Below are 21,423 nucleotides of genomic sequence, written 5' to 3'. Positions count from 1 at the left end.
CGTCGCAGCCCTGTATCGCTTGGGCCGATCGCTAGCCCAAGGAGGACGAAATGAGCCCGCCCAGCCGCGTTGCCCTGGCGTGCCTGCCGTTGCTGGGCCCGTGGGCCCTGACAAGTCAGGCGGACTGCACCTTCGCCCCTACCGGCGGCAACGATCGTTATGTCTGCGACAGCGGCATTGGCGCCTCCATTGTCGACCCTGGCGGTGACAACACGCTGATACTGCCGGCCGGGGGCAGCGGCACCCTCGCCGGCAGCGTGACCTTCGGCCCCGGCGCCGACCGCGTCGAGATGGCGTCGGGCATCATCACCGGCGTGCTCGATCAGGGCGCGGGCATCGACACCTTCATCATGACCGGCGGGCAGTTGCAGGCCTTGCAGCAGGGCAACGGCCGCGACCTGTTCCAGATGAGCGGCGGACGTATCATCGGCGCCTTCGAAGATGGGGATGTGGCCTACATGAGCGGCGGGCGCATCGGGCGCGTCGACATGAAGCTGGACCGCAACCTGTTCGACATGTCCGGCGGCATCATCGACGCCAACCTGGTCACAGGCTTTGACCGCGACACGGTCATCGTCAGTGGCGGACGCATCGGCGGCAACATCAGCGTCAGCGGCGGCGATGACAGCGTGACCATCAGCGGTGGCGAGGTGGTGGGCAATGTACTGCTCAGCTTCGGCGACGACAGCTTCACCTGGCGCGACGACGGCATCGTGCGCGGTGCGGTGCTGATGGGCGACGGCAGCGACCAGGCGCTGCTGGCCAACCTCGACGAAAGCCGCCTGGGGCTGGTGCGCCAGGTGGACGGCGGCCTGGGCAGCGACAGCCTGGTACTGGACCATACCCGCAGCAGCCTGGGCGCGCGCTATACCGGTTGGGAGCGCATGGCCCTGACCAACGCCTCGGTCTTCAACCTGGATGACCACCTGGTTCTTGGAGACCAGGGCACGGGTACCGGCACCTTGCTGATCGATGCCACCAGCCAGCTGGTGGCGCGCACCGGCCAGGTGACGGCGTTTGCCGGCGGCACATCGGTGAGCGTGAACAACGCCGGGCTCATCGACCTCAGCAGCGGCGCCAATGCACTGGGCCGCCTGACCCTCGACGGCAACTACGCAGGCAGCAACGGCGTGCTCAAGGTCGACAGCGTGCTCGAAGGCGACGGCGCCGCCTCCGACCGGCTGGTGGTCAACCAGGGCTCGCTGGCCGGCAGCACTGCCCTTCAGGTGAACAACCTGGGCGGCAGCGGCGCGCTGACAGCGGCCGATGGCATCCAGGTGGTCGAGGCCGGCCCTGGCACCACCAGCACCAGCACGGCGTTCAGCCTTGGCCAGCCCTTGTCGGCCGGGGCCTACCAGTACTACCTGTTCAAGGGCGGGGTCAGCGCTGGCAGCGAGAACAGCTGGTACCTGCGCTCGAGCGTGGTCGCGCCCCCGGTATCGGCGCCGCCCCTGCCCGGCCAGCCACCACCACCGGTGGTGCCGGCGCCCGTGGCCGCCCCGGGTACCCCGCCACTGCCCACCCCGGTCGCCGGGCAGGCCATCGTGCTGTACCGCGCCGAAGTGCCGGTGTACGCGGTGGCCAGCCGCGCCGCGGCCATCATCAGCCTGTCGACCCTGGGCACCTTCCACCAGCGCCAGGGCGAGCAACGCCTGCTCGACGAACAAGGCCCGGTGGCCGCTGGGTGGGCCCGTACCTTTGGCGAGCACCTGCGCCAGCAGTGGTCCGGCACGGTGTCGCCAAGCCTGGACGGCAACCTGAGCGGTTTCGAGGTGGGCCATGACCTGTATGCGACGCACACCGACGGCGGTTATCGCCAGCACGCCGGGGTGTATGTCAGCCATAGCCGGCTCGATGGCGATGTCAAAGGCTTCGCGCTGGGTTTCGAAGACAATGCGGTGGGCGATGTCCGCCTCGATGGCGACAGTGTCGGCGCCTACTGGACGCTGATCGGTCCCGGGCAGTGGTACGTGGACACAGTGCTGCAGTACACCGGTCTGGACGGCCGCGCCCGTTCCGATCGCGGCGTGAAGCTCGATCTGGATGGGCATGCCCTGGCGGCCTCGGTGGAGGCCGGCTATCCGCTGGCATTGAGCGCGCGCTGGGTGGTCGAGCCCCAGGTGCAGGTGATCGCCCGCAAGGTCGACTTCGATACACGCAGCGATGGCATTTCAACGGTCACCCAGGACAGCCAGACCAACTGGACCGGGCGCGTTGGCGCACGAATCAAGGGCAGCTATCTGGCCGGCAGCGTGCCGCTGGAGCCCTACCTGCGCAGCAATGTATGGCGCAGCAGTGGCGGGCGCGACACCCTGCGGTTCGACGGGGGCGAGCCGATCAGGACTGATCAGGCCGCCACCTGGATGGACGTGGGCGCCGGCCTGAGCGCCCGGCTGAGCCCCGCCGTGGCGGTGTACGGCGCAGTGACCTACAGCGCCAACCTTGACAGCCGCCAGCAGGAATCGATTGGCGGCACCCTGGGGCTGCGCATCCGCTGGTAGGGCTCAGGCCCGGCGTGCGGCGAGCAGGCCGAACCCCGCCAGGCCCAGCAACGATGCGCTGACCCGGTTGAACAGCCGACGCGGTGCAGGCTGGTTGAACCAGCGCTGCATGTACGCCCCCAGCCAGCCGTAGATGGCGATGGCCAGCCACTCCAGTACCAGGAACATCGCCCCCAGCACGGCGAACTGCTCGGCCACCGGCGTGGCGCTTGTCACACTGACGAACTGGGGCAGGAACGCGGTGAAGATCAGGATGGCCTTGGGGTTGCCCGCCGCCACCAGGAACTCCTGACGCGCCAGGCGCAGGGTACCCACGCCGCGTGCACCGACCTGCGCGGCCTCGCCGACCGGTGCGCGCCACAACTGCCAGGCGATGTAGAACAGGTAGCCGGCGCCCAGCACCTTGACCAGCAGGAACAGGTATTCACTGGTATGCAGCACCACCGCCAGGCCCATGGCGGCCAGTACGATCATGCCGGCAAACGCCAGCAGGCGGCCGGCGCCAGCCAGGCAGGCCGTGCGCAGGCCGTAGCGGCTGGCGTTGTTCAGCGACAGCAGGTTGTTGGGGCCAGGGGCCATGTTCAGGGCGAAACAGGCCGGGATGAATAACGCGAGGGTGGTCAGGTCCATGAGGGGCTCCGGTGGCTGGGGCAACGAGTTTCAAATGCCCTGCCGGCCAGCGTCAAGTCATGTATGATCGCGCGCTTCTCGAAATCTGCCAGGAGGCGACCATGCGCCAGAACAGCGTGGGCAGCGGCCATATGATGGTCTTGCTGATGGCTGGCTTCCTGTTGATTCTGGGTGCCCTGGCGATGGCCCTGCTGAACCTGCAAGACCTGCAGGCGGGCAGCGTGACCAGCATGGTCAGCAACCGTATCCGGCCAGTCCACAACGTGACCCATACGCTGCGTGACAACCCCGACGCGTTTCATGCCGCGATCCTGTTCAAGATGGTGTTCAGTGGCCTGATGCTGCTGGTTGGCATCGCGTTGGCATGGGTATCGATACGCCAGCTCAGGCGAACCCCCACCAAGCCCAACGGTGACCCGTGGTGGTTCATCTAGGCGTCTGCAGTAACTCAAGGCTGGCAAGATCAAGCAGGCTGAAGTGTCCGCTTGCCCAGCCGCCGGTATCGAGGTGCCAGACATTGCCCAGCACCTTCACCTCGCGCAGCGTGGTGTGCCCGACGATCAGCGCACGCAAGCCCTGAACCTCGCCAGTGTCGCCCTGCTGCAAGCGTCGTCGCGACCATTGGCACACCTCCTGAACATCGGCTGAAGGTTCGCCTGCCAGGTGCTCGCACAGTGTCTGCCAATGCGCGAACGGGCAGTCGGCGTGCAGCAGGCCGACCAGGCCTTCAGGGGTTTGCAGCTCCAGCGCCAGGGGCATCTGTTCGAAGGCGGCCACAAAGCGGGCCTGGGCCTGCGCATCCAGGTCGAGAAACCAGCCGCCACCACTGGCGCGGTACATCGCCTGGTCCAGCCAGTGGCCCCGCACGTGGGCAATGGCCAACGCTTCATGATTGCCTTGCACCGCGTGAAACCAGGGTTGATCGAGCCATGCCAGCGCCTGTTCGCTGTCGGGCCCACGGTCGACCAGGTCGCCCACGCTGAAAAGCCGATCGATGGCCGGATCGAACCCGACGGTATCCAGTGCCTGCTGCAGGCGCTGGAAGTGCCCATGGACATCGCCCACCGCGATATCGCGACCACGACGGTTGGCCCGTACCTGCACCCTGGCGCTCATGCTGTGCCTCCCCTCTTCTGTTGCCGATGGTGTCGCCTGCTAGAATGCACCCATTTGAACGCAATCAGCCCATCCGAGGTATCCATGGGTATCAAGAAGTCCTCCGCAGAACTCAAACGTGACCTGAAGCTGGTCGCCACCGACCTTGAGCGTACCGCCGGTGAAATCAGCAAGCTGGCCGAGCGCATCAAGGACGTCGACGTGGTGGCGGTGCTGCACCTGATGAACCGCCTGTACCGGGACTCGGACAAGCTCAAGGCCTATGCCGACGAGGTCAAGGACGGGCGCATCGTGCGCGGCAAACCCGATTGAGGCTGGGGGGCCAACTGCCGGCGCACTGCTACACTTAATTCGCCGAAGGGAGGAATGCGCCATGTCCGACAAAGAGATCACCACCCTGCTGACCCTGATCAACCACCGTCAGGACCGCCTGGCCGTGGCCTGCAAGGAGATCGCCGACTGGATCGACCGCCAGGGCGATGTACCGGTGGCGGGCAAGATCCGCGACACTCTCAAGGCCGTCGAAGCCGACGAGGTGCTGGTGAAGAAGACCCTGACCTCCCTCACCCTGGACCGACCGCTGCCGCGCTTTCGCTAGCCGCTGACAGGCAGGCGCATCGCCCGTTCCGATGGAATTGTTGTCGCAATATCAATATGATAGCGGCCTGTCGCACGCCGTTCGTGCGACAGTGGACAATGACTCGGGAAGGATTACTCGTGAAAGATTTTGTTATCAGCGTCAACAACGTGGTGCTGTACGTGGCACTGGCCGTCATCTGGATTTCCGGCCTGTTCATGTTCAGCCAGAGTTTCCTGGCTGGCCTGGGCACATTGATTGTCGGTACGCTGACCTGGTGCATCGTTTCCGGCTTCTGGTTCGTCCAGTCGGCCACCTACGAAGAACTGCGCAAGCTCAACAACAAGCCCTGACGCCCCGGCGTAGCGCTTGACCCACTGCCCCGCGGCGTTGCCCGGGGCAGTTCTGTTTCAGGGCCCTGCTGCCCGCCCCCGCCCCGCAACCTGCTGTAACGCACCCGGTCGCCCCCTCGCGACATCCGGTGGAATCCCTGCCGCCCTGGCCTGTCGGAAGCTGTGCAACGCCCTTCATACCCATGAACACTGCGAGGCAGGCAATGACCAATCAAACACTGCAAAACGAAGTACTCACCCGGCTGTACCACGCCCACCCGAACGGGTTGGGCAAGGAAGTGCTGGACAACTTCGAAGGCGAAAAGGCGGTGGCCGAGACGCTCAAGCAACTGCAGGACAAGGGGTTGATCCAGGACGGTGCGGTCACCGTTGGGGCCGACGATGAACCGTCAGTGCGTTACCCGATCAAGCTCAGTGCGGCGGGTGTGACCGCGGCCAAGGCAGCCGGCGGCTGATTGCACGGCTGATTGCAAAAAGGCCCGGCATTGCGCCGGGCCCTTGTTTGCGGCTACTCGCCAAGAAGCGGTGGCTTGCGTGGTTCTGGCCCGCCCTTGGGCGCCTTGGCCGGGCCTACCGGATCCACCTGCGGGTCATCCAGGTCTGGCGAATCGGGATCAAAGTCCAGCGTGTCCCGTTCAGAGGCGTGCTCGGATGAATGCGGTCCTTCTGGTTTGTGCTGATTACCGGTCATCAGTACCTCCACGTCGTCGAATGGGGCCAGGCATCCGGGTGTCTGCCAGCGATCCCCCCAGCCCCCTGGCAGACGCCCCTGCGCTCAATCATTGGGCAGCGGCATGTCTTCGTCATCGGGCACGCCATCACCGCTGGCCGGGTCTTTCCAGTCCTCGGGACGATCTGGCGTGAACACCGGTGGGCGTGCCAGCGGATCGACGTCTTCGGGAGCCGTCGTCGGTTGGGTGGGGTCTTGGGCTTGGGCAGTCACTTGGTCAGTCATGGAACACCTCGCCAGCAAAGGCCCGGAACATCCGGGCCCTGTCAGTTGGAGGTCAGGCCGGGGCCAGGGTGCAGCACACGCGACGAATGGTGAAGCCGGCAGGGCTATGGGTCTTCGGGCTGGTCATCGTCATCGTCGAGCAGACCCCAGGCATCATCGTCCTCGTCATCCTCATCCATACCGCCCGCCTCTGGCTCGGGGGCAATGTATTGATCGTGAAATTCGTGGTCGAGCAGGTGGTCGTGCTCGGGTTCGTGGATATCGTCGTCATCGTGCATGGAACGGGCTCGCCGGCGGTTCTGGTAAGCGCGTATTTAACCAGACTTTGAAGGGGCGCCGCGCGCCCCTTCACAGCTGAGCCCGCTCCTGCAGAACGGTGCAGGAGACGGGCTGCAACGGCTACTTGGTAGCCCAGGCGTTGAACCGCTCCTCCAGTTCGTCACCATGATCGACCCAGAACTCGACGTTCATCGACAGCGCCCCTTGAAGGTTCTGCGGCGAGGTCGGCACCCAGCTGGCCAGCGACGGGTCCAGCTTTGCCGCGGCCTGGGTGTTGGTCGGGCCGTAGGGAATCTGCTGTACATAGCGCACCTGCGCTGCCGGGTCGTTGGTGTAGGCGATCAGCCTCTTGGCCTGGTCGACATGTTTGGAGCCCTTGATGATGGCCCAGTAGTCCATGCCGTACAGGCTGCCGGGCCATACCACCGCCAACGGCGCACCGGCCTGCGCGGCACTGGCGATGCGCCCGCTGTAGGTGGAGGTCATCACCACGTCACCCGCCGTCAGCCACTGCGCCGGCTGCGCGCCAGCCTCCCACCACTGGATGTTGGGCTTGAGCTCGCTCAGCTTGGCAAAGGCGCGGTCCACGCCCTCGGGGGTGGCCAGTACCTTGTAGACGTCCTCGACCTTGACGCCGTCGGCCAGCAGTGCGAACTCCAGGTTGTACACCGCACGCTTCCTCAGGCCGCGCTTGCCCGGGTATTTGTTCACGTCCCAGAAGTCGGCCCAGGAGGTGGGCGCCTGGGCCAGTTTGTCGCGGTCATAGGCGATCGCCACGCTCCACACCAGCGCCGCCGAGCCGCACGCCTGGGCAGCGTCCGGGATCAGCTCGTCGGCATGCCCCAGCTGCTTCCAGTCGAGGGGTTCGTACATGCCTTCGTCGCACCCGCGCATCAAGTCAGGCCCTTCGATCTGCACCACATCCCAGTCCACATTGCCAGTGTCGACCATGACCTTGATGCGGGCCATTTCACCGTTGTACTCGCTCTGGATCAGCTTGCTCTTGTCCTGGGCACTGAACGGCTGGAAGAACGCCACGTCCTGGGCCTTCTGCCCGGCACCGCCATAACCCACCACGACCATCTGCGGAGCTGCCTGGGCACTGCCCAGGCCCAGGGCAAGCAGCACTGCATACAGGCCTGGTTTACGCGGGAACGCTTTCATCGATGGATCCTCCTGCGGGTACCACTCGGCCTGGCGCCGGCGTGGTCCACTTTCTTGTTTTTGTGAGGTAAGCCCCTGCACTGGGGTGTCTCGACGCTAATCAAACCCAAGTAAAAAAACAAGTTGATTTTTTACTGTCGGTACACTTTCATAGAAAAATAATAACAACACCCCCGCTGGAGCCTGACCACCATGTCGACCGCCTTCGCGCACCTGTTCACCCCGTTGCAGATCCGTGGCAAGCGCCTCAAGAACCGCATCATGTCCAGCGGCCACGACACCTCGATGCCCACCGACAACCTGGTCAACGAACAGCTGATTGCCTATCACCAGGCCCGGGCCGAAGGTGGTGTGGGGCTGATCGTGCTGCAGGTGGCCGGCGTACACGACAGCGCCCGCTACACCTCCCACGTGCTGATGGCCACCGATGACGCCTGCATCGAGGGGTATCGCCGGCTGGCCGAGACCTGCCATGCCCACGGCACCGTGGTGCTGTCGCAGATCTTTCACCCGGGGCGCGAGATCATGGAGTCCAGCGACGGCTTGCTGGCGGTGGCCTACTCGGCCTCGGCGGTGCCCAACGAACGATTCCGGGTGATGCCGCGCGAGCTTGACCAAGGCATGATCGACGAGATAGTGGCCGGCTATGCCGCGGCGGCGCGGCGCCTGCATCAGGCGGGCGTGGACGGCGTGGAGGTGGTGGCCAGCCACGGGTACCTGCCCGCCCAGTTCATCAACCCACGGGTCAACCGGCGTAGCGACGGCTACAACGGCGACCTTGAACATCGTTTGCGCTTTGTGCGCGAGGTCATCGCCGCGGTGCGTGCCAGCACCGACGAACACTTCATCATCGGCCTGCGCATCAGCGCCGATGAACGCGACGCCGAGGGCCTGAGCGAAGATGAATCGCTCGGCGCGGTGAAGGCCCTGCAAGGGCAACTGGACTATGTGCATATTGTGGCCGGCACCTCGGCGTCCCTGGGCGGCGCGGTGCATATCGTGCCGCCGATGGCCATCGAGGCCGCCTATCTGGCCCGCGAGGCGGGCACCTTCAAGGCCAGCCTGGACATTCCGCTGTTCGTTACCGGGCGCATCAACCAGCCCCAGGAGGCCGAGCTGATACTTGCCCGCGGCCAGGCCGACGTGTGTGGCATGACCCGCGCGCTGATCTGCGACCCGCAGATGCCGAACAAGACCGACAGCGGCCGGGCCGAAGACGTGCGTGCCTGCATCGCCTGCAACCAGGCCTGTATCGGGCACTTCCACAAGGGCCTGCCGATTTCGTGCATCCAGCATCCGGAGACCGGGCGCGAGCGGCAGTTCGGCCAACTGCAGCCTGCCACACTGCGCAAGAAGGTGATGGTGGTGGGCGGCGGCCCGGCCGGCATGAAGGCTGCCGCGGTAGCGGCGGCCCGTGGTCATCAGGTCACCCTGTATGAGGCGGCCGCCCAACTGGGTGGCCAGGTGCTGCTGGCGCAACTGCTGCCACGGCGCAGCGAATTCGGCGGTGCCAGCACCAACCTGCAACGCGAGATGCAGTTGGCCGGCGTGGAGGTGGTGCGCAATACCCGGGTCGACCGCGCGCTGGTCGCGCGCGAGCAGCCGGATGCCGTGATCGTCGCCACCGGTGCCGCGCCCTACTGGCCGGCTTTCGAGCGCGGCGGCGAGTTGCAGGTGGTCGACGCCTGGCAGGTGCTGCGCGAGCAGGTACAGGTCGGTCGCTCGGTGATGGTGATGGACTGGCGCTGCGACTGGATCGGGCCGGGCATCGCCGAACGCCTGACCCGCGCCGGGCATCAGGTGCAACTGGCGGTCAACGGTAGCCACTGCGGCGAGAGCCTGCCGTTGTATGTGCGTGACCAGATGGCCGGCGAGCTGCACAAGCTGGGCATCCCGATCACGCCCTATGCGCGGCTGTATGGCTGCGACGACAGCAGCGTCTACCTGCAGCACACCGCCAGCGGCGAGGCGATGATCTTCGAAGGCATCGACACCCTGGTGCTGTGCCACGGCCATCACCCGGTCGACACCCTGGCCGGCGAGATCCAGGACCTGGCCGCAGTACACCGCATTGGCGATTGCCTGGCGGCGCGTACCGCCGAGGAAGCCATCTATGAGGGTCTTAAAGTCGCCGCGAGCCTGTGAGGCTGTTTATACTCCGGGCCTTTGCAGGGCTGATCGGATAACGCCATGAGCAACAACAGCAAGCTGCCGCCCACCGCCGAGGACGGCAGCGCCGCGCCGCACTTTCTGGGCACGCGCATTCGCGGGCTTCGCAAGCGTCGCGGCATGACCCTGACCGAGCTTGCGCAACAGAGCGAGCTGACCGCCGGCTATATCAGCCAGCTGGAACGCAACCTGTCGTACCCCTCGATACCGGCACTGTTCAATATCGCCCGCAGCCTGGGCGTGACCATCCAGTGGTTCTTCGCCAGCGAGGCGGTCACCGCCCCCGAGGACAGCGGCTACGTGGTGCGCCGGCAGAGCCGACTGAGCGTGCATTACGAAGACGGCATCGTCGACCAGTTGCTCACCCCGCAACCCAACCGCGAACTGGAGATGCTCCACTCGCGTTTTCCGCCAGGCACCTACAGCCAGCAGAGCTACAGCCACGAGGGCGAAGAAGCCGGGTACGTGCTGTCCGGCCGCTTCGAGCTGTGGGTGGGGGATCGCCATTTCGAACTCGGCGAAGGCGACAGCTTCAGCTTCTCCAGCCAGGAGCCGCACAAATACGGCAACCCGGGTGAAGTGGATGCGGTGGTGATCTGGGTGATCACCCCGCCCACCTTCTGAGCCCTGCGCCCCAAGCCTCGGCTGACTGGGGCGCACGTTCGCTCAAGCTAGTTGTTGGGGGGTTGCCGAGGCGCCGGCTCCGCAGGGGGCGTGTCGGGCTTTTGCATCTGCAGGGAAGACTTGCTGCGATCGGTATCCTTGTCGACATGCTCGGGCTCGTTGAAGCACCCTTGCAGCATCGACAGGCTGGCGACCAGCAACGCCAACGCGGTCAGTTTCATGACGTTAACCTCCAGGCACTGCCGGCATTGGCAACGCCCCTCAGTGGAAGATAAAGGCATTGGCTTCCTTCACCAGCTCGCGCCACTCGCGACTGCTGATGATGCCCGCCACCTCGAGTGCATCGGCGGCCATCAACGCCTTGTCGTAACGCTGCTCGGCGTCCAGTGACGCATGCTCGTGGACCAACGCCTGTCGCCAGTTCTGCAACGCCTGCCTTTTGTCCGTGTCGTTCATCGTCACCTCTCCTCTACGACTGGAACGGTGCGTACTGCATTGCCAATGGCCAGCGCGTGCGCACTGGCCAGCGGGCATTCACTCAGGGTTGGGCTGCATCACCGCCATGTGCGCTGGCAAGTGCCCTGGCCTTGGTCAGATGCTCTTTCAGCGTGGGCAGGGTTTTCTCGGCGAACGCCTTGAGCTCGGCATCGGTGCCGTCCTTCACATAGTTCTCGAACAGCTCGATGGTGGCCTCGTGCGCCTTGACCTGGTTGTTGGCATAGGCCTGGTCGAACGACTTGGCGCTACGCAGCTCCAGAATCATCGCCTTGGCCTTGTCCATCAGCATGGCATCATCCGAGACTTCCAGCTTTTTGCTGGCAGCGATGGCCTTGAGCTTCTCGTTGGCGGCGGTATGGTCCTTGACCATCATGTCGGCAAAGGCCTTCACGTCGCTGGCGCTGCCCTTCTCCTGGGCCAGCTTGCCGGCTTCCACTTCGGCGATGCCTTTGGCCGAGGCGTCTTCCACGAAATCGTCGGCGTCCTGGGCCGCGTGTACCGCGCCTGCCAGGGTAAACGCCAGCGCAAAAGCGCTGCTTCGCAACAGGGTATTCATCATGAAATCCTCGTTCTGTTTTTCGGGAACTGCGTTTGAGGTACCGCTGTTCATGTGAGCGCGTGGCGGCGTGGGTGGTTCATCTTTTTTGCCTGGCCTGTTTGCGGTCGTCGATACACGGGCAAAAAAATTGAATTAGCCCGACACCCGCCCGGTCCAGACCTATGAACGCAGTAAATCTGACGAGGTAACAGCAATGACTATCGAAGCAGAGACACTCGTACAACTGACCGACGCCCTGCGCAAACGCGGCCTGACCCGCGTCTCGGACATCACCTTCATGCGCGCGCCCTACCGGCACAATCATCGCTGGACCTGCACGGTGAAATAGCAATCATTCAGACCAATCCCGTAATTTTCACAAGCCTTTCACATTCGAAGGCTTATGGTTGACCCAGCTCCTAGTAGAAACCTTTAAGCCCGCTCCCCCCCATCGCGGGCTTTTCTTTGTCTGGGATTTGGGTTGTCGCAGGCAGGCTGATGACCGAGCCGCCTTTTGTTCAACGCACACAAAAGCGCGCTCGACCTCATGATTGCCGAGGCGAGCGCTGTTGCGTCCTGAGTGTAAATGTCAGGGATCAAGTCGCTGGTGCAATTCAAATCCCCTCGAATTTGAACGGTGCGGACTCTTCGAAGCGCGCGGACACTTCGCCGGCATACACGTTTGCCTGGTTCGGCCCCAGGTCCAGCTTCTTCACCTTGCCGGTTTTCTGGCTGAGGTCCAGCTTCTTCAGGTCAACCCAGAACGTATTGGGCGTGACTGCGGACTCGAAAAAATACTGCTTGTGTTTATGGTCCGCCACGGTCCGCCAGCGCGTGGATGAGATATTGGGCTGATCTGGCGTTGTAATGCCGTACGGCACCGAGACGTTGCGAATCACACTGAACACACTGGCCAGTGACAGCCGCGCATCCTCATGCTTGGGCACGGCATTTACGTAGAAGGACGCACGCGCAAAGCGATCAGGCGAGCGGTTGGTGCCAGGCAACATCTGTGTTCCGTCAATGCCTTGCCAATAAGCATACATTTCCAACTGCTCGTTGAACTTCGGCGAGTTCGTCATCACTTGATATTTTCTGTCGTGGTGAATGACTTGCTTGCCATCGATATATTCAACGATTGCGCTATCACCCGACGCATCGGACATTGAAAGGTGCAGCGTTGCCAGGCGGGTTTCCTTCGGAACCTTGGATGTCACCACATGAAACGGTTCGGCCTTGAGCGCCTCGACCGCTTCAGCCACGGTCTTGAAGTTATCCAATACGTACTGAGCCCATGCCGAGATACTGAGCCCTGGCTTGCCCTGTTCGAGTGCTGGATATTCTGATTCCACCAGCCACAGCAGGTTTGCAGACAACCCGGCTTCGTTGATGCCGTCGGTGGTGGAAATATCGTAGCCGGACGCAATGACACTGCCGTACTTCGACGTCCAGGTAACCGAATTGGGGCCTGCCTCACCGTGGCGCTTCATGCCCTGGGGGAACACCCACAGGTTGGTTTCCACATCCTTCGCCCAGTCCATTGAGCGTGCCGTTATGATCTGTTGGTTATCTCCAAGAAAAACCAGCCGCGTGCAGGCGTGCACCACGGGTATCGATGAACAGAAACCGACCAGGGCCAGTGCAATTCCTTTTGCTGCGGGTGAAAGTTTCATTCCTTTGATTTCCTTGACCAAACTGATTATCAACACGCGCGAGCCCAGGCCTTCAAGCGAACGTGCAAGCACCTGGCTCGGTAATGACAAATAGTGTTTGATCGTCAATGACGACAAACATCAGCCAATAAAGCACGGACATATCAGAAATCAAGATTTGAGGGGACAAACAGCGTTCGCTTACAAGTACCGCAGCCTTGGCTTACCCCACTTGGGTCGATTCGGTGTTTTTCCATTTTGTGGTTGCACGGGGCGCGGATGCGCCGGCCGAGCTGGTCCAGGTCGGTCATACCCGTCAGATCGGCGAAGGCTTCGTCGATATAAAGGAAAGATGTCAACCCATGGAGATCAGTTTGAATGAACAGTTGGCGGGGTTTAGAGCAAGTTTCCGGCGTCCATAGACCACACGCATTTTCACAGAAATGGATCACGTGGTGTCCATGGTAAATACGCGAATTGTGGCGACGATCAGATGGCGGATTTTAGCAAGGGTAGCCTTTCCAAACCGGCACGACAGAGCGTGCCGGTAGTTCTCATCGCTACAGTCTTATTTTTTAATGGAAACGATTGCGGCTTTGCCATCCTTTACCCTAAAGGAAAACGATACATGGTCTCCGACCTTCAGACCTGCCAGCAGATCCTCCGTCACTGAAAAGGCCATAGTCATTGGGGGCCATTGCACCGCTGGCACAGCTCCGTGGGAGATGGTCACCGTATGCTTCGAAGTATCCATAGCCTTGATGGTTCCCTCAGCGTCAGCAACTGGAGCCTGTTTTGTTTCCTGCTCCATCTTCATGCCCTCCATACCATCCATTCTCATACCCGGCATGTCCTGCGAGTAGGCAGAAAGTGAAAACATAAACGCGGTACTGGCAGCTGCGATCAGGGTCAGTTTCATACGAATTTTCCTTGTGGTTTGATCGGTTCAACGATGAGGTGCCGGCGACGCATCAGGCGATAGGCTGCCGGAATGACAAACAGGGAAAGCAAGGGGGCCGTGACCATGCCGCCGACCATGGGCGCGGCAATGCGGCTCATCACTTCGCTACCAGTGCCACTGCCCAACAGGATCGGCAGCAAACCGGCAATAATGACCGCCACGGTCATGGCCTTGGGTCGAACGCGCTGCACAGCGCCTTCACGAATCGCTGCCACCAGCCCGCGCTCAGTGCTGTCGCCGAGGTCTTCCCGTTCGGCCCAGGCATTCTTCAGGTAGAGCAGCATGATCACACCAAACTCGGCGGACACACCGGCCAAGGCGATAAAGCCGACCCCGGTGGCGACCGATAGGTTGAATCCCAGCAGATAGAGGAACCATGCTCCGCCCGTAAGTGCGAATGGCAGCGTGGCCATGATCAGCAAAGCCTCATCGAAGCGTGCGAACGTCAGATAGAGCAGCACGAAGATGATCAGCAGCGTGGCAGGCACCACCAGCTTGAGTCGTGCGTTGGCCCTTTCGAGAAATTCAAACTGTCCTGAATAGCTCAGGCTCATTCCGGGCTGCAACTTGACCTGCTCACTGACGATTCGGCGCAGATCGGCGACCACCGAGGCAATGTCTCGACCACGCACATCGATGTATACCCAACCCGAAGGTCGTGCGTTTTCGCTCTTGAGCATCGGTGGGCCATCCGTGACCTTGACCTTCGCCACTATGCCGAGGGTGATCTGGCTCCCTAGCGGGGTATAGATCGGCAATTGCTCCAAGGCGCCGACCGAATCACGCCACTCCCGTGGGTAGCGCACGCTGATCGGAAAACGGGCGAGCCCTTCAATGGTCTCCCCAACATTTTCACCACCGATAGCACCGGCCACGATGGACTGCACATCGGCAATATTCAGCCCGTAGCGCGCGGCGGCTTTGCGGTCGATATCCACGTCGATGTAACGGCCACCGGTCAGGCGCTCAGCCAGAGCTGAACTGACACCAGGCACACCCTTGGCAACGCGCTCTACCGCCTGAGTAGCGGCGTCGATCTCCGTCAGGTTGGTGCCGGCAACTTTCACCCCGATGGGACTCTTGATCCCAGTGGCCAGCATGTCGATACGGTTGCGAATCGGTGGTATCCAGATATTCGTCAGTCCAGGGACTCGCACCACTCGATCCAGTTCTTCCACCAGTTTTTCCTGGGTCATGCCTGCACGCCATAGCTCGTGCGGTTTGAATTGAATGGTGGTTTCGAACATCTCTAGCGGCGCGGGGTCGGTGGCAGTTTCCGCGCGTCCCGCTTTACCGAAGACATGTTCGACTTCGGGCACGGTTTTGATCAGGCGGTCGGTCTGTTGCAGCAATTGCGCTGCTTTCTGTGCCGACAAGCCCGGCAAAGCCGAAGGCATATAGAGCAGATCACCCTCGTCCAGCGGCGGAAGAAACTCACCACCCAAGCGCGACATTGGCCATAGCGCACTGACAAAAATCAGTAGCGCCAACAGCAATGTGATCTTAGGTCGACGCAAGACCATATCCAAAGCCGGCTGATAGATTCGGATCAGCCAACGGTTTAACGGGTTCTGCTGCTCATTGGGTATTCGCCCTCGAATCCAGTAGCCCATCAGCACGGGCACCAGAGTCACAGACAATCCCGCCGCTGCGGCCATGGCGTAGGTCTTGGTGAACGCCAATGGGCCAAACAGCCGTCCTTCCTGAGCCTCCAGGGTGAATACCGGAATGAACGACAAGGTGATGATCAATAGGCAGAAGAAAAGTGCCGGGCCTACCTCTGCCGCTGCTTCAGTCATCACATGCCAATGACGCTCCCCCGTTAGCTCCTCATCCGGATTGGCTGCGTGCCAGGCCTCGATTTTCTTGTGGGCGTTTTCGATCATCACTACGGCAGCATCGACCATGGCACCAATGGCGATGGCTATTCCGCCCAAGGACATGATGTTGGCGTTGATACCCTGGTAACGCATGACGATGAAGGCAATCAATACACCAACCGGTAAGGAGATAATCGCCACCAGGGATGAGCGCAGGTGCCAGAGGAAGATCCCACACACCAAGGCGACGACGATGAACTCCTCGATCAGCTTGTGACTGAGATTATCGACAGCGCGGTCGATCAGCTTGCTGCGGTCGTAGGTGGTGACGATTTCCACACCAGCCGGCAGACTGCTTTTCAGTTCATCGAGCTTGGTCTTGACCGCTGCAATGGTTTCGCAAGCATTCTTGCCGCTACGCAAAATCACCACACCACCGACGGTCTCACCTTCGCCGTCGAGTTCGGAGATGCCCCTGCGCATTTCCGGCCCTAACTGAATCGTGGCGACATCACCCAGGGTCACCGGCACACCGCCTGAACCCAACTTAAGCGGGATCGCTCGAAAGTCATTAAGTGTCTTTAAATAGCCCGACGCCCGCACGATGAACTCGGTCTCTGCCATCTCCAACACGGCACCACCGGTTTCCTGGTTAGCTTTGCCGATAGCCTCGCTCACCTCGACTTGCGTGATGCCGAGGCTGGCCAGTTTGAGCGGATCGAGCTGCACCTGGTACTGCTTTACCATACCTCCCACGGTAGCCACTTCCGCAACGTTGGGCAAAGTCTTGAGTTCGAACTTGAGGAACCAGTCCTGAAGAGCGCGAAGCTGTGCCAGGTCGTGTCCGCCACTGCGATCTACCAGTGCATATTGATAGATCCACCCCACCCCTGTCGCATCCGGCCCCAACGCCGGCTTGGCACTGGCAGGCAATCGACTTTGTATTTGGCTCAGGTATTCCAGCACCCGCGAACGGGCCCAATACAAGTCAGTGCCGTCTTCGAACAACACGTAAACGAAGCTATCACCAAAGAAGGAGTAACCACGTACCGTCTTGGCACCCGGCACCGAAAGCATGGTGGTGGCTAACGGATAGGTGACCTGGTTCTCGACAATCTGCGGCGCCTGGCCTGCGTAAGGTGTACGGATGATTACCTGTACATCAGAGAGATCGGGCAGCGCGTCTATAGGGGTGCTCTGCACCGACCAAATGCCCCAAGCCGTAACGAACAATGTCGCCAGTAGCACTAGGATACGGTTGGCCACTGACCAACGAATCAGGGCCGCGATCATGGCTGGCTCCCCGATTTATCCAAGCGATCCACACGCAAACCATCATCGGTTTGAGTAACTCCGATACGAACCTTGTCACCCGTTTCAAGTCCCTGCATCAGTGCCGGTTTGGCAAGCGGGAAAGTCATCGTCATACCAGGCATGCCCAACGTCTTGAAAGGGCCATGGGCAAGAGTGACCTCTTTGTCGTTGATCTCAACAATCTGCCCATCCGCTTCATGTAAGCTGGAGCCTGCTGCACCTGGTGGTGACTCGTCCTCCGCCCCTATGACAACGCCCTTAAGGCTGGCCTCCGAGTCGAGCAGGAATTGGCCAGACGTAACCACCTTCTGACCTTCTTCCAAGCCCTTCAGGATCGCCGTTCTACCATCGCTTTCCTGCCCAAGTTGGATCTCCACAGGACGGTAGCGACCCGCGCCTGCGGCGAGCATCACCAGAGCACGTCGACCAGTGCGAATGACGGCCTCGCTTGGCACCCACAGGACACTCTGCTCGGTCGAGCGGTTCAGACGTACCTCCGCCGACAGACCTGGTCTCAGGTGACCGTCAGGATTGGGCAGCTCCACCCGCACACGAATTGTGCGACTGTCCGAGTTGGTCTCGGGCAAAATCGCGCTGACCTTGCCATTGAGTGTTGTTCCCGGAAAGGCAGGCAAGCGCGCTTCGACGGTCTGTCCTAAGGTGAGAGTTCCGGCTTCCGATTCTGGAATGGCCACGGCCAGCCAGATACTGCTCAAGCCGTTCACACGTGCCAGAGTATCGCCAATCGCCACGGTCATGCCTGCACGAACATTCAATTCTTGCAGCACACCACCTATAGGGCTGGTGAGCGTCAAGTAAGGCTGAACCTTGCCACTACGCCCGACCTGAGTGATCAGTGCCGCTGGCATTCCCGTGAGCAGTAATCGTTGGCGGGCCGCAGCCAGTAGCTCAGCATCCCCGCCGCGTTTCAGGGCAAGGAACTCCGTCTGGGCGGCTGCCCACTCTGGCACTAGGATATCCGCCAATGCCGCGTTGGCCTTGAGCACGTCACCGGGAGCATGGGCGTAGACCCGCTCCACAAAACCACTGGTGCGAGCCTGAATCACCGCGACATCACGCTCGTTGAACGCCAGGATGCCTGTCACATTGAGGCTGGAATCCAGGACACCACGGGTGACGGTCGCAAAACGCAGCCCGAGATTTTGAGTCAAGCTCGGATCAATACTCACAGTTGCCCGATCCCCTGCACCGCTGGCGTACTGGGGAACCAACTGCATGTCCATGAAGGGGGATTTACCCGGCTTGTCGAATTTTTGTTGCGGGTACATGGGATCGTACCAATACAGGGCTTTCCGCTCGTTTGGAGAATTGAGGCTCTGCTCTGGAACGGTACTTGGCACTTCGCTCATGCGCAGATGAGCGAACCAGTACCCACCGGCTACACCCAATGCCAACGAGATGCCTATCACCAATGACCCACTCCATTTTTTTAGGCTCATTGGCTGGTCTCCCCATAAGCGAAATACAGGCGCGCACTGGTCAGCGCTCGTTGCTCCTCCACGTCGATCTGTTTGAGGCGCGCTTCGACGAGTTCACGTCGGGCGGCAACCACGGCGCTCAAATCGCCTTTGCCCGACCGATAACTCGCCATACTGAGTTCGACCTTTTCCTTGGCCAGAGGCAACAGGCTTTCCTGATTTCGACGCACCGCACGATTCAGGCGCTCATAGTCGGCCAGTTCGCTCTCCAATTGCTGAGTGTGCTCGCGTGACAGGGCTTCGCGCTCGGCCTCGAGCTGGCTGAGTTCAGCCTGCTTGGCAGCGATTTTGGGGGTTTGGCGCGAGTCAGGAAACAGAGGTAAATCCCAAGAAAATTGCACGCTGACCATATCGCCGAACTCACGGCCACGATGCTGGTAATCCACTTCCCAGCTCCAGTCCGACTGCTTCTCTGATACGGCTTCCCGAACCTTGGCCTGCGCTTCGCGGGTCATCGGTGCAAACGCAGCCAACTCGGGATGGTGTTGCAGCCTATGGGAGTAGCCTGAGGTGTCGACCGGCCATTCAGGAAAACTACCCACAGGCTTGTCGTTAGCGGCAGAACCAATCCAGCGTTTGAGAGCCGCTTGTGCTTGCGCTCTTTGGAGAGTCAGATCGTCCTGTTGTTCTGCCAGTTTGGCTGCTTCTTGTTTGGGTGTCACCGCGTCAGCAGGTTGAGCGCGGCCACCGGCAATCTGAGCCCGTACAGTATCGGCTAGCAGGAGATTTTCTTTGTAGAAGTCCTGAAACAGTGCATCTTTGCGCTCAACCGAGTAACTACTGATCCAGGCCAATGCCGTGGACTGGCGTACCTTCAGACGTTCGACTCGACGCTCCGCAGAGGCGCGATCAATAGCTGCATCGGCGACCTCAATCCGCGCTTTGCGCTTGTCGCTGTTGGGCATCTCCTGTCTGACCCCGACCATTTGCATGGTCATGAAGTCTTGGTCGATGCTCCAGCGATCCGGGCCCCCAATGGGGTAGTTCTGCACGCCCATCAGCAGCTTGGGATCAGGTAATTCACCGGCTGGAATAGCTGCACTGCTGGCAGCTTGAATTTTGGCATCTTGTGCGGTCAGCGACGGCGCATTGTTTTCGGCCAGACGCAGAGCTTCATCGAGCGTCAATGGCGCAGCGAAGCTCGGCAATGCCAGCACGCTTGCCGCCAAGCCGGCCATAAGAGACCAGCCTGTGCAATTGCACTTGGAGTTCATGTTTACGATTCCTGTGATCATCCACTGCACGCGAAAAAATGGAACGCGCGCAGCTAGTCCATCCCGCTAATGCGGAATGAGGCTCAATGTTGGAAAGGAATCAAACGCGTGGCGGTCGCCATACCCCGGACGGGGTCTGTACAGGCAGAGAATCGCTGATGAGGGAAAGCACTACGGGGCTGAACACGGTCACAGGAGGCTTGAAGATTGAGACTTGCAACATACCGCCCGACTTGCACTCCTGGCCCGGCTTGCAAGGTTTGCCGTGTTCGACAGGGCTTTTCATGTCGTTGCAACAATCCATGCCCATGTCGTCCATCATAGCCATACCCATGGTCTTCATCGGGCAAGGTTCTGTCGGTGCCTGAACCCCCGCCATCCCACTGAGGGGAAGCGCCAGGCTGATCAAGAAGATGAGACAAAACCGCAGGTAGCGTTTCATGGTCTGGAGTGTATTCGCTGAAAATGGCTCTTACAATTGGGCACTGATCATCAAAAAAATGTCGTCAACCTCCAAAGCAGGCAATCAAGCCTTTTAAAAATTAAGCCAGTATTACGCGAAAAAAATTAACAATTTGGCCGAGACAGGCATTGCGAGGCAGTTCCGTAAGGGCTCTCTTGGAATCACGCCCCCCTATTGTCTGGGGTAGATGCCTGGAACAAGAGTTTTCGCTTCAGGCAGGGCCTCCCTATTCAAGGCTCGCTCGATAGTCCGCGTTGAGTATTTTCACTCAGGCACCTATGTGTATGCCTGTGCCTGCAGCTTGACCCCACCGCACACGTCAAGCCCGCTGGCGATATCCGGTAATGAGCAGCACTACACCAGGCACCAGAAAGCCGACCGCGGTGTAGCCAAAAGCAGCTTGCCCAGAGGCGCCGACTGCGGCGAACGCAGCGCCGATCGCAATCAGTGGCGCCGCAGCGTAGTAGAACGGTTTGGCTTTATTGGCCATATCTAACCTCCTGTTTGACATACTTTTTTATAACACATCAGTCCGCCGAAAGGCGCGGGCCTGGAGAGCTGTTGCCGTGGCAAACGAAGAACTGGCCGGGCCGCTGCGGCGGCGTGCAAGGACGACGGCAGTAGCGGCCCGCAGACAAGCATGCGGGCAAAAAGGAAGAAACCCGGGGATGAGCACGCTGGGGAGCAACAGGCCGTGGTACCGGGTTTGCGCAAAATGGCATCGAAATCAGCCACTCCCACCAGTCCTTTTGTGTTCCAGCCGGGTAAAGGCGGGATGTAGATCAGGCAGGCAGGTGTTACAATCAGGCACTTCAAGCTCGCGCTCAAGGCGCTGGGCATCCGTGAACGTCGGCAGTACGACACGCGCCACACCTACGCAACCATGTGCCTAATGGCTGGGATGAACCCCGCGTTCATCGCGAACCAACTCGGCCACAGCGTCGAGATGTTGCTCTCTACCTACGCAAAATGGATCAGCTCCTCCTCGGATTGGAAGGAGCTGGAGAAGCTGCCGTCCCGTATCTGACGGGCCCAAAATCGGCCCCAAAAGGTCGGCGGCACCTAAACACACCTCTGGACACCCCGCAGGATAAGC

The 21,423-nt window shown here is 61.0% G+C and carries 25 protein-coding genes and 1 pseudogene; 10 read left to right on the top strand and 16 right to left on the bottom strand.

All coding sequences use genetic code 11. From position 1 onward, the window contains the following. Positions 1 to 50 precede the first annotated feature (50 nt). A complete protein-coding gene (locus DN387_RS04795) occupies positions 51 to 2,501 on the top strand; it encodes an autotransporter outer membrane beta-barrel domain-containing protein (RefSeq protein WP_054914545.1) in 2,451 nt (816 codons plus the stop codon). A 3-nt stretch (positions 2,502 to 2,504) separates the two neighbouring features. Here the strand turns inward: DN387_RS04795 and DN387_RS04790 are convergent, their stop codons facing one another. After that, positions 2,505 to 3,131 carry a LysE family translocator gene (locus DN387_RS04790; protein ID WP_043861489.1) on the bottom strand — a complete coding sequence of 209 codons (627 nt, stop codon included), beginning with the start codon at positions 3,129 to 3,131 and terminating at the stop codon, positions 2,505 to 2,507. 101 nt (positions 3,132 to 3,232) lie between these two features. Here DN387_RS04790 and DN387_RS04785 point away from each other — a divergent pair, with 101 nt between their 5' ends. Then, positions 3,233 to 3,565, top strand: coding sequence for a hypothetical protein (locus DN387_RS04785; RefSeq protein ID WP_054914546.1), 333 nt, complete (start codon positions 3,233 to 3,235; stop codon positions 3,563 to 3,565). Here the strand turns inward: DN387_RS04785 and DN387_RS04780 are convergent. Then, positions 3,558 to 4,247 carry a metallophosphoesterase gene (locus tag DN387_RS04780; RefSeq protein ID WP_054914547.1) on the bottom strand — a complete coding sequence of 230 codons (690 nt, stop codon included), beginning with the start codon at positions 4,245 to 4,247 and terminating at the stop codon, positions 3,558 to 3,560. The two genes, DN387_RS04785 and DN387_RS04780, sit on opposite strands and share 8 nt — an antisense overlap. Positions 4,248 to 4,331: 84 nt before the next feature. Here DN387_RS04780 and DN387_RS04775 point away from each other — a divergent pair, with 84 nt between their 5' ends. The 4 genes from DN387_RS04775 (at position 4,332) to DN387_RS04760 (ending at position 5,632) form a co-directional block, all read left to right on the top strand. Beyond that, positions 4,332 to 4,559, top strand: a complete 228-nt coding sequence (locus tag DN387_RS04775; protein ID WP_043861486.1) for a hypothetical protein — start codon at positions 4,332 to 4,334, stop codon at positions 4,557 to 4,559. 61 nt (positions 4,560 to 4,620) lie between these two features. Further along, the gene (locus DN387_RS04770) at positions 4,621 to 4,845 is read left to right on the top strand and encodes a hypothetical protein (RefSeq protein ID WP_043861485.1); all 225 of its coding nucleotides are present in this window, start codon (positions 4,621 to 4,623) and stop codon (positions 4,843 to 4,845) included. A gap of 119 nt (positions 4,846 to 4,964) precedes the next feature. Beyond that, complete coding sequence (locus DN387_RS04765) at positions 4,965 to 5,177, top strand: hypothetical protein (RefSeq protein ID WP_043861484.1); 213 nt, start codon at positions 4,965 to 4,967, stop codon at positions 5,175 to 5,177. Between the two features lie 203 nt (positions 5,178 to 5,380). Then, entirely contained in the window at positions 5,381 to 5,632 is a 252-nt protein-coding gene (locus DN387_RS04760) for a hypothetical protein (RefSeq protein WP_043861483.1), read from the top strand. Between the two features lie 53 nt (positions 5,633 to 5,685). Here DN387_RS04760 and DN387_RS04755 read toward each other — a convergent pair whose 3' ends face one another. From DN387_RS04755 to DN387_RS04740, 4 genes are all read right to left on the bottom strand, one after another. Further along, positions 5,686 to 5,868, bottom strand: coding sequence for a DUF6021 family protein (locus DN387_RS04755; protein WP_078480403.1), 183 nt, complete (start codon positions 5,866 to 5,868; stop codon positions 5,686 to 5,688). An 84-nt stretch (positions 5,869 to 5,952) separates the two neighbouring features. After that, positions 5,953 to 6,132, bottom strand: coding sequence for a hypothetical protein (locus tag DN387_RS04750; RefSeq protein ID WP_080922870.1), 180 nt, complete (start codon positions 6,130 to 6,132; stop codon positions 5,953 to 5,955). A 104-nt stretch (positions 6,133 to 6,236) separates the two neighbouring features. Beyond that, positions 6,237 to 6,410 carry a hypothetical protein gene (locus DN387_RS04745; RefSeq protein WP_167400190.1) on the bottom strand — a complete coding sequence of 58 codons (174 nt, stop codon included), beginning with the start codon at positions 6,408 to 6,410 and terminating at the stop codon, positions 6,237 to 6,239. Positions 6,411 to 6,531: 121 nt separating this feature from the next. Then, complete coding sequence (locus DN387_RS04740) at positions 6,532 to 7,575, bottom strand: ABC transporter substrate-binding protein (RefSeq protein WP_054914548.1); 1,044 nt, start codon at positions 7,573 to 7,575, stop codon at positions 6,532 to 6,534. 192 nt (positions 7,576 to 7,767) lie between these two features. On the opposite strand from DN387_RS04740, the gene DN387_RS04735 reads away from it, so the two are divergent. Both DN387_RS04735 and DN387_RS04730 read left to right on the top strand, forming a co-directional pair. Further along, positions 7,768 to 9,720 carry an FAD-dependent oxidoreductase gene (locus tag DN387_RS04735; protein WP_054914549.1) on the top strand — a complete coding sequence of 651 codons (1,953 nt, stop codon included), beginning with the start codon at positions 7,768 to 7,770 and terminating at the stop codon, positions 9,718 to 9,720. A 45-nt stretch (positions 9,721 to 9,765) separates the two neighbouring features. Then, positions 9,766 to 10,368 (top strand): helix-turn-helix domain-containing protein, encoded by a 603-nt coding sequence (locus DN387_RS04730; RefSeq protein ID WP_043861479.1) that lies wholly within the window; start codon positions 9,766 to 9,768, stop codon positions 10,366 to 10,368. Between the two features lie 47 nt (positions 10,369 to 10,415). Here the strand turns inward: DN387_RS04730 and DN387_RS04725 are convergent, their stop codons facing one another. The 3 genes from DN387_RS04725 to DN387_RS04715 form a co-directional block, all read right to left on the bottom strand. Then, positions 10,416 to 10,589, bottom strand: a complete 174-nt coding sequence (locus DN387_RS04725) for a hypothetical protein (RefSeq protein WP_167400191.1) — start codon at positions 10,587 to 10,589, stop codon at positions 10,416 to 10,418. Between the two features lie 40 nt (positions 10,590 to 10,629). Then, a complete protein-coding gene (locus DN387_RS04720) occupies positions 10,630 to 10,824 on the bottom strand; it encodes a hypothetical protein (RefSeq protein WP_054914550.1) in 195 nt (64 codons plus the stop codon). Between the two features lie 82 nt (positions 10,825 to 10,906). Then, positions 10,907 to 11,422 (bottom strand): DUF4142 domain-containing protein, encoded by a 516-nt coding sequence (locus DN387_RS04715; protein ID WP_043861503.1) that lies wholly within the window; start codon positions 11,420 to 11,422, stop codon positions 10,907 to 10,909. A gap of 196 nt (positions 11,423 to 11,618) precedes the next feature. Here DN387_RS04715 and DN387_RS26035 point away from each other — a divergent pair, with 196 nt between their 5' ends. Beyond that, a complete protein-coding gene (locus tag DN387_RS26035) occupies positions 11,619 to 11,753 on the top strand; it encodes a hypothetical protein (RefSeq protein WP_255001044.1) in 135 nt (44 codons plus the stop codon). A 265-nt stretch (positions 11,754 to 12,018) separates the two neighbouring features. On the opposite strand, the gene DN387_RS04710 is transcribed toward DN387_RS26035, so the two are convergent. The 7 genes from DN387_RS04710 to DN387_RS04680 all read right to left on the bottom strand — a co-directional run bounded on the left by DN387_RS04710 (position 12,019) and on the right by DN387_RS04680 (position 20,817). Then, positions 12,019 to 13,077, bottom strand: a complete 1,059-nt coding sequence (locus DN387_RS04710) for a linear amide C-N hydrolase (protein WP_054914551.1) — start codon at positions 13,075 to 13,077, stop codon at positions 12,019 to 12,021. 547 nt (positions 13,078 to 13,624) lie between these two features. After that, complete coding sequence (locus DN387_RS04705; protein ID WP_054914552.1) at positions 13,625 to 13,975, bottom strand: copper-binding protein; 351 nt, start codon at positions 13,973 to 13,975, stop codon at positions 13,625 to 13,627. Continuing rightward, on the bottom strand, positions 13,972 to 17,130 hold the full coding sequence (locus tag DN387_RS04700) for an efflux RND transporter permease subunit (RefSeq protein ID WP_054914553.1): 3,159 nt from the start codon (positions 17,128 to 17,130) through the stop codon (positions 13,972 to 13,974). The genes DN387_RS04705 and DN387_RS04700 overlap by 4 nt, the downstream gene beginning before the upstream one ends. Then, positions 17,127 to 18,611: an efflux RND transporter periplasmic adaptor subunit gene (locus DN387_RS04695; RefSeq protein ID WP_054914554.1), complete on the bottom strand. Its 1,485-nt coding sequence runs from the start codon at positions 18,609 to 18,611 to the stop codon at positions 17,127 to 17,129. Before DN387_RS04695 ends, DN387_RS04700 begins: the two co-directional genes overlap by 4 nt. Next, positions 18,608 to 19,864, bottom strand: coding sequence for a TolC family protein (locus DN387_RS04690; RefSeq protein ID WP_043861473.1), 1,257 nt, complete (start codon positions 19,862 to 19,864; stop codon positions 18,608 to 18,610). The genes DN387_RS04695 and DN387_RS04690 overlap by 4 nt, the downstream gene beginning before the upstream one ends. A 100-nt stretch (positions 19,865 to 19,964) precedes the next feature. After that, positions 19,965 to 20,306: a hypothetical protein gene (locus DN387_RS04685; protein ID WP_054914555.1), complete on the bottom strand. Its 342-nt coding sequence runs from the start codon at positions 20,304 to 20,306 to the stop codon at positions 19,965 to 19,967. Between the two features lie 340 nt (positions 20,307 to 20,646). Further along, complete coding sequence (locus tag DN387_RS04680; RefSeq protein WP_167400192.1) at positions 20,647 to 20,817, bottom strand: hypothetical protein; 171 nt, start codon at positions 20,815 to 20,817, stop codon at positions 20,647 to 20,649. 225 nt (positions 20,818 to 21,042) lie between these two features. Here DN387_RS04680 and DN387_RS26125 point away from each other — a divergent pair. Then, positions 21,043 to 21,354: pseudogene (locus DN387_RS26125) on the top strand (integrase). Positions 21,355 to 21,423 lie beyond the last annotated feature (69 nt).

The sequence above is a fragment of the Pseudomonas sp. FBF18 genome, assembly GCF_024261405.1.
GTDB classification, from domain to species: Bacteria; Pseudomonadota; Gammaproteobacteria; order Pseudomonadales; family Pseudomonadaceae; genus Aquipseudomonas; species Aquipseudomonas palmensis.
The sequence above is the reverse complement of the archived record's forward strand: the minus strand, read 5'-3'. Positions and strand labels throughout refer to the sequence as shown.

Excerpts from the sequence above, each read along its gene's own strand:
- DN387_RS04795 (WP_054914545.1), top strand. The coding sequence starts at position 51 with ATGAGCCCGCCCAGCCGCGTTGCCCTGGCGTGCCTGCCGTTGCTGGGC.
- DN387_RS04790 (WP_043861489.1), bottom strand. The coding sequence starts at position 3,131 with ATGGACCTGACCACCCTCGCGTTATTCATCCCGGCCTGTTTCGCCCTG.
- DN387_RS04785 (WP_054914546.1), top strand. The coding sequence starts at position 3,233 with ATGCGCCAGAACAGCGTGGGCAGCGGCCATATGATGGTCTTGCTGATG.
- DN387_RS04780 (WP_054914547.1), bottom strand. The coding sequence starts at position 4,247 with ATGAGCGCCAGGGTGCAGGTACGGGCCAACCGTCGTGGTCGCGATATC.
- DN387_RS04775 (WP_043861486.1), top strand. The coding sequence starts at position 4,332 with ATGGGTATCAAGAAGTCCTCCGCAGAACTCAAACGTGACCTGAAGCTG.
- DN387_RS04770 (WP_043861485.1), top strand. The coding sequence starts at position 4,621 with ATGTCCGACAAAGAGATCACCACCCTGCTGACCCTGATCAACCACCGT.
- DN387_RS04760 (WP_043861483.1), top strand. The coding sequence starts at position 5,381 with ATGACCAATCAAACACTGCAAAACGAAGTACTCACCCGGCTGTACCAC.
- DN387_RS04755 (WP_078480403.1), bottom strand. The coding sequence starts at position 5,868 with ATGACCGGTAATCAGCACAAACCAGAAGGACCGCATTCATCCGAGCAC.
- DN387_RS04750 (WP_080922870.1), bottom strand. The coding sequence starts at position 6,132 with ATGACTGACCAAGTGACTGCCCAAGCCCAAGACCCCACCCAACCGACG.
- DN387_RS04745 (WP_167400190.1), bottom strand. The coding sequence starts at position 6,410 with ATGCACGATGACGACGATATCCACGAACCCGAGCACGACCACCTGCTC.
- DN387_RS04740 (WP_054914548.1), bottom strand. The coding sequence starts at position 7,575 with ATGAAAGCGTTCCCGCGTAAACCAGGCCTGTATGCAGTGCTGCTTGCC.
- DN387_RS04735 (WP_054914549.1), top strand. The coding sequence starts at position 7,768 with ATGTCGACCGCCTTCGCGCACCTGTTCACCCCGTTGCAGATCCGTGGC.
- DN387_RS04730 (WP_043861479.1), top strand. The coding sequence starts at position 9,766 with ATGAGCAACAACAGCAAGCTGCCGCCCACCGCCGAGGACGGCAGCGCC.
- DN387_RS04725 (WP_167400191.1), bottom strand. The coding sequence starts at position 10,589 with ATGAAACTGACCGCGTTGGCGTTGCTGGTCGCCAGCCTGTCGATGCTG.
- DN387_RS04720 (WP_054914550.1), bottom strand. The coding sequence starts at position 10,824 with ATGAACGACACGGACAAAAGGCAGGCGTTGCAGAACTGGCGACAGGCG.
- DN387_RS04715 (WP_043861503.1), bottom strand. The coding sequence starts at position 11,422 with ATGAATACCCTGTTGCGAAGCAGCGCTTTTGCGCTGGCGTTTACCCTG.
- DN387_RS26035 (WP_255001044.1), top strand. The coding sequence starts at position 11,619 with ATGACTATCGAAGCAGAGACACTCGTACAACTGACCGACGCCCTGCGC.
- DN387_RS04710 (WP_054914551.1), bottom strand. The coding sequence starts at position 13,077 with ATGAAACTTTCACCCGCAGCAAAAGGAATTGCACTGGCCCTGGTCGGT.
- DN387_RS04705 (WP_054914552.1), bottom strand. The coding sequence starts at position 13,975 with ATGAAACTGACCCTGATCGCAGCTGCCAGTACCGCGTTTATGTTTTCA.
- DN387_RS04700 (WP_054914553.1), bottom strand. The coding sequence starts at position 17,130 with ATGATCGCGGCCCTGATTCGTTGGTCAGTGGCCAACCGTATCCTAGTG.
- DN387_RS04695 (WP_054914554.1), bottom strand. The coding sequence starts at position 18,611 with ATGAGCCTAAAAAAATGGAGTGGGTCATTGGTGATAGGCATCTCGTTG.
- DN387_RS04690 (WP_043861473.1), bottom strand. The coding sequence starts at position 19,864 with ATGAACTCCAAGTGCAATTGCACAGGCTGGTCTCTTATGGCCGGCTTG.
- DN387_RS04685 (WP_054914555.1), bottom strand. The coding sequence starts at position 20,306 with ATGAAACGCTACCTGCGGTTTTGTCTCATCTTCTTGATCAGCCTGGCG.
- DN387_RS04680 (WP_167400192.1), bottom strand. The coding sequence starts at position 20,817 with ATGGCCAATAAAGCCAAACCGTTCTACTACGCTGCGGCGCCACTGATT.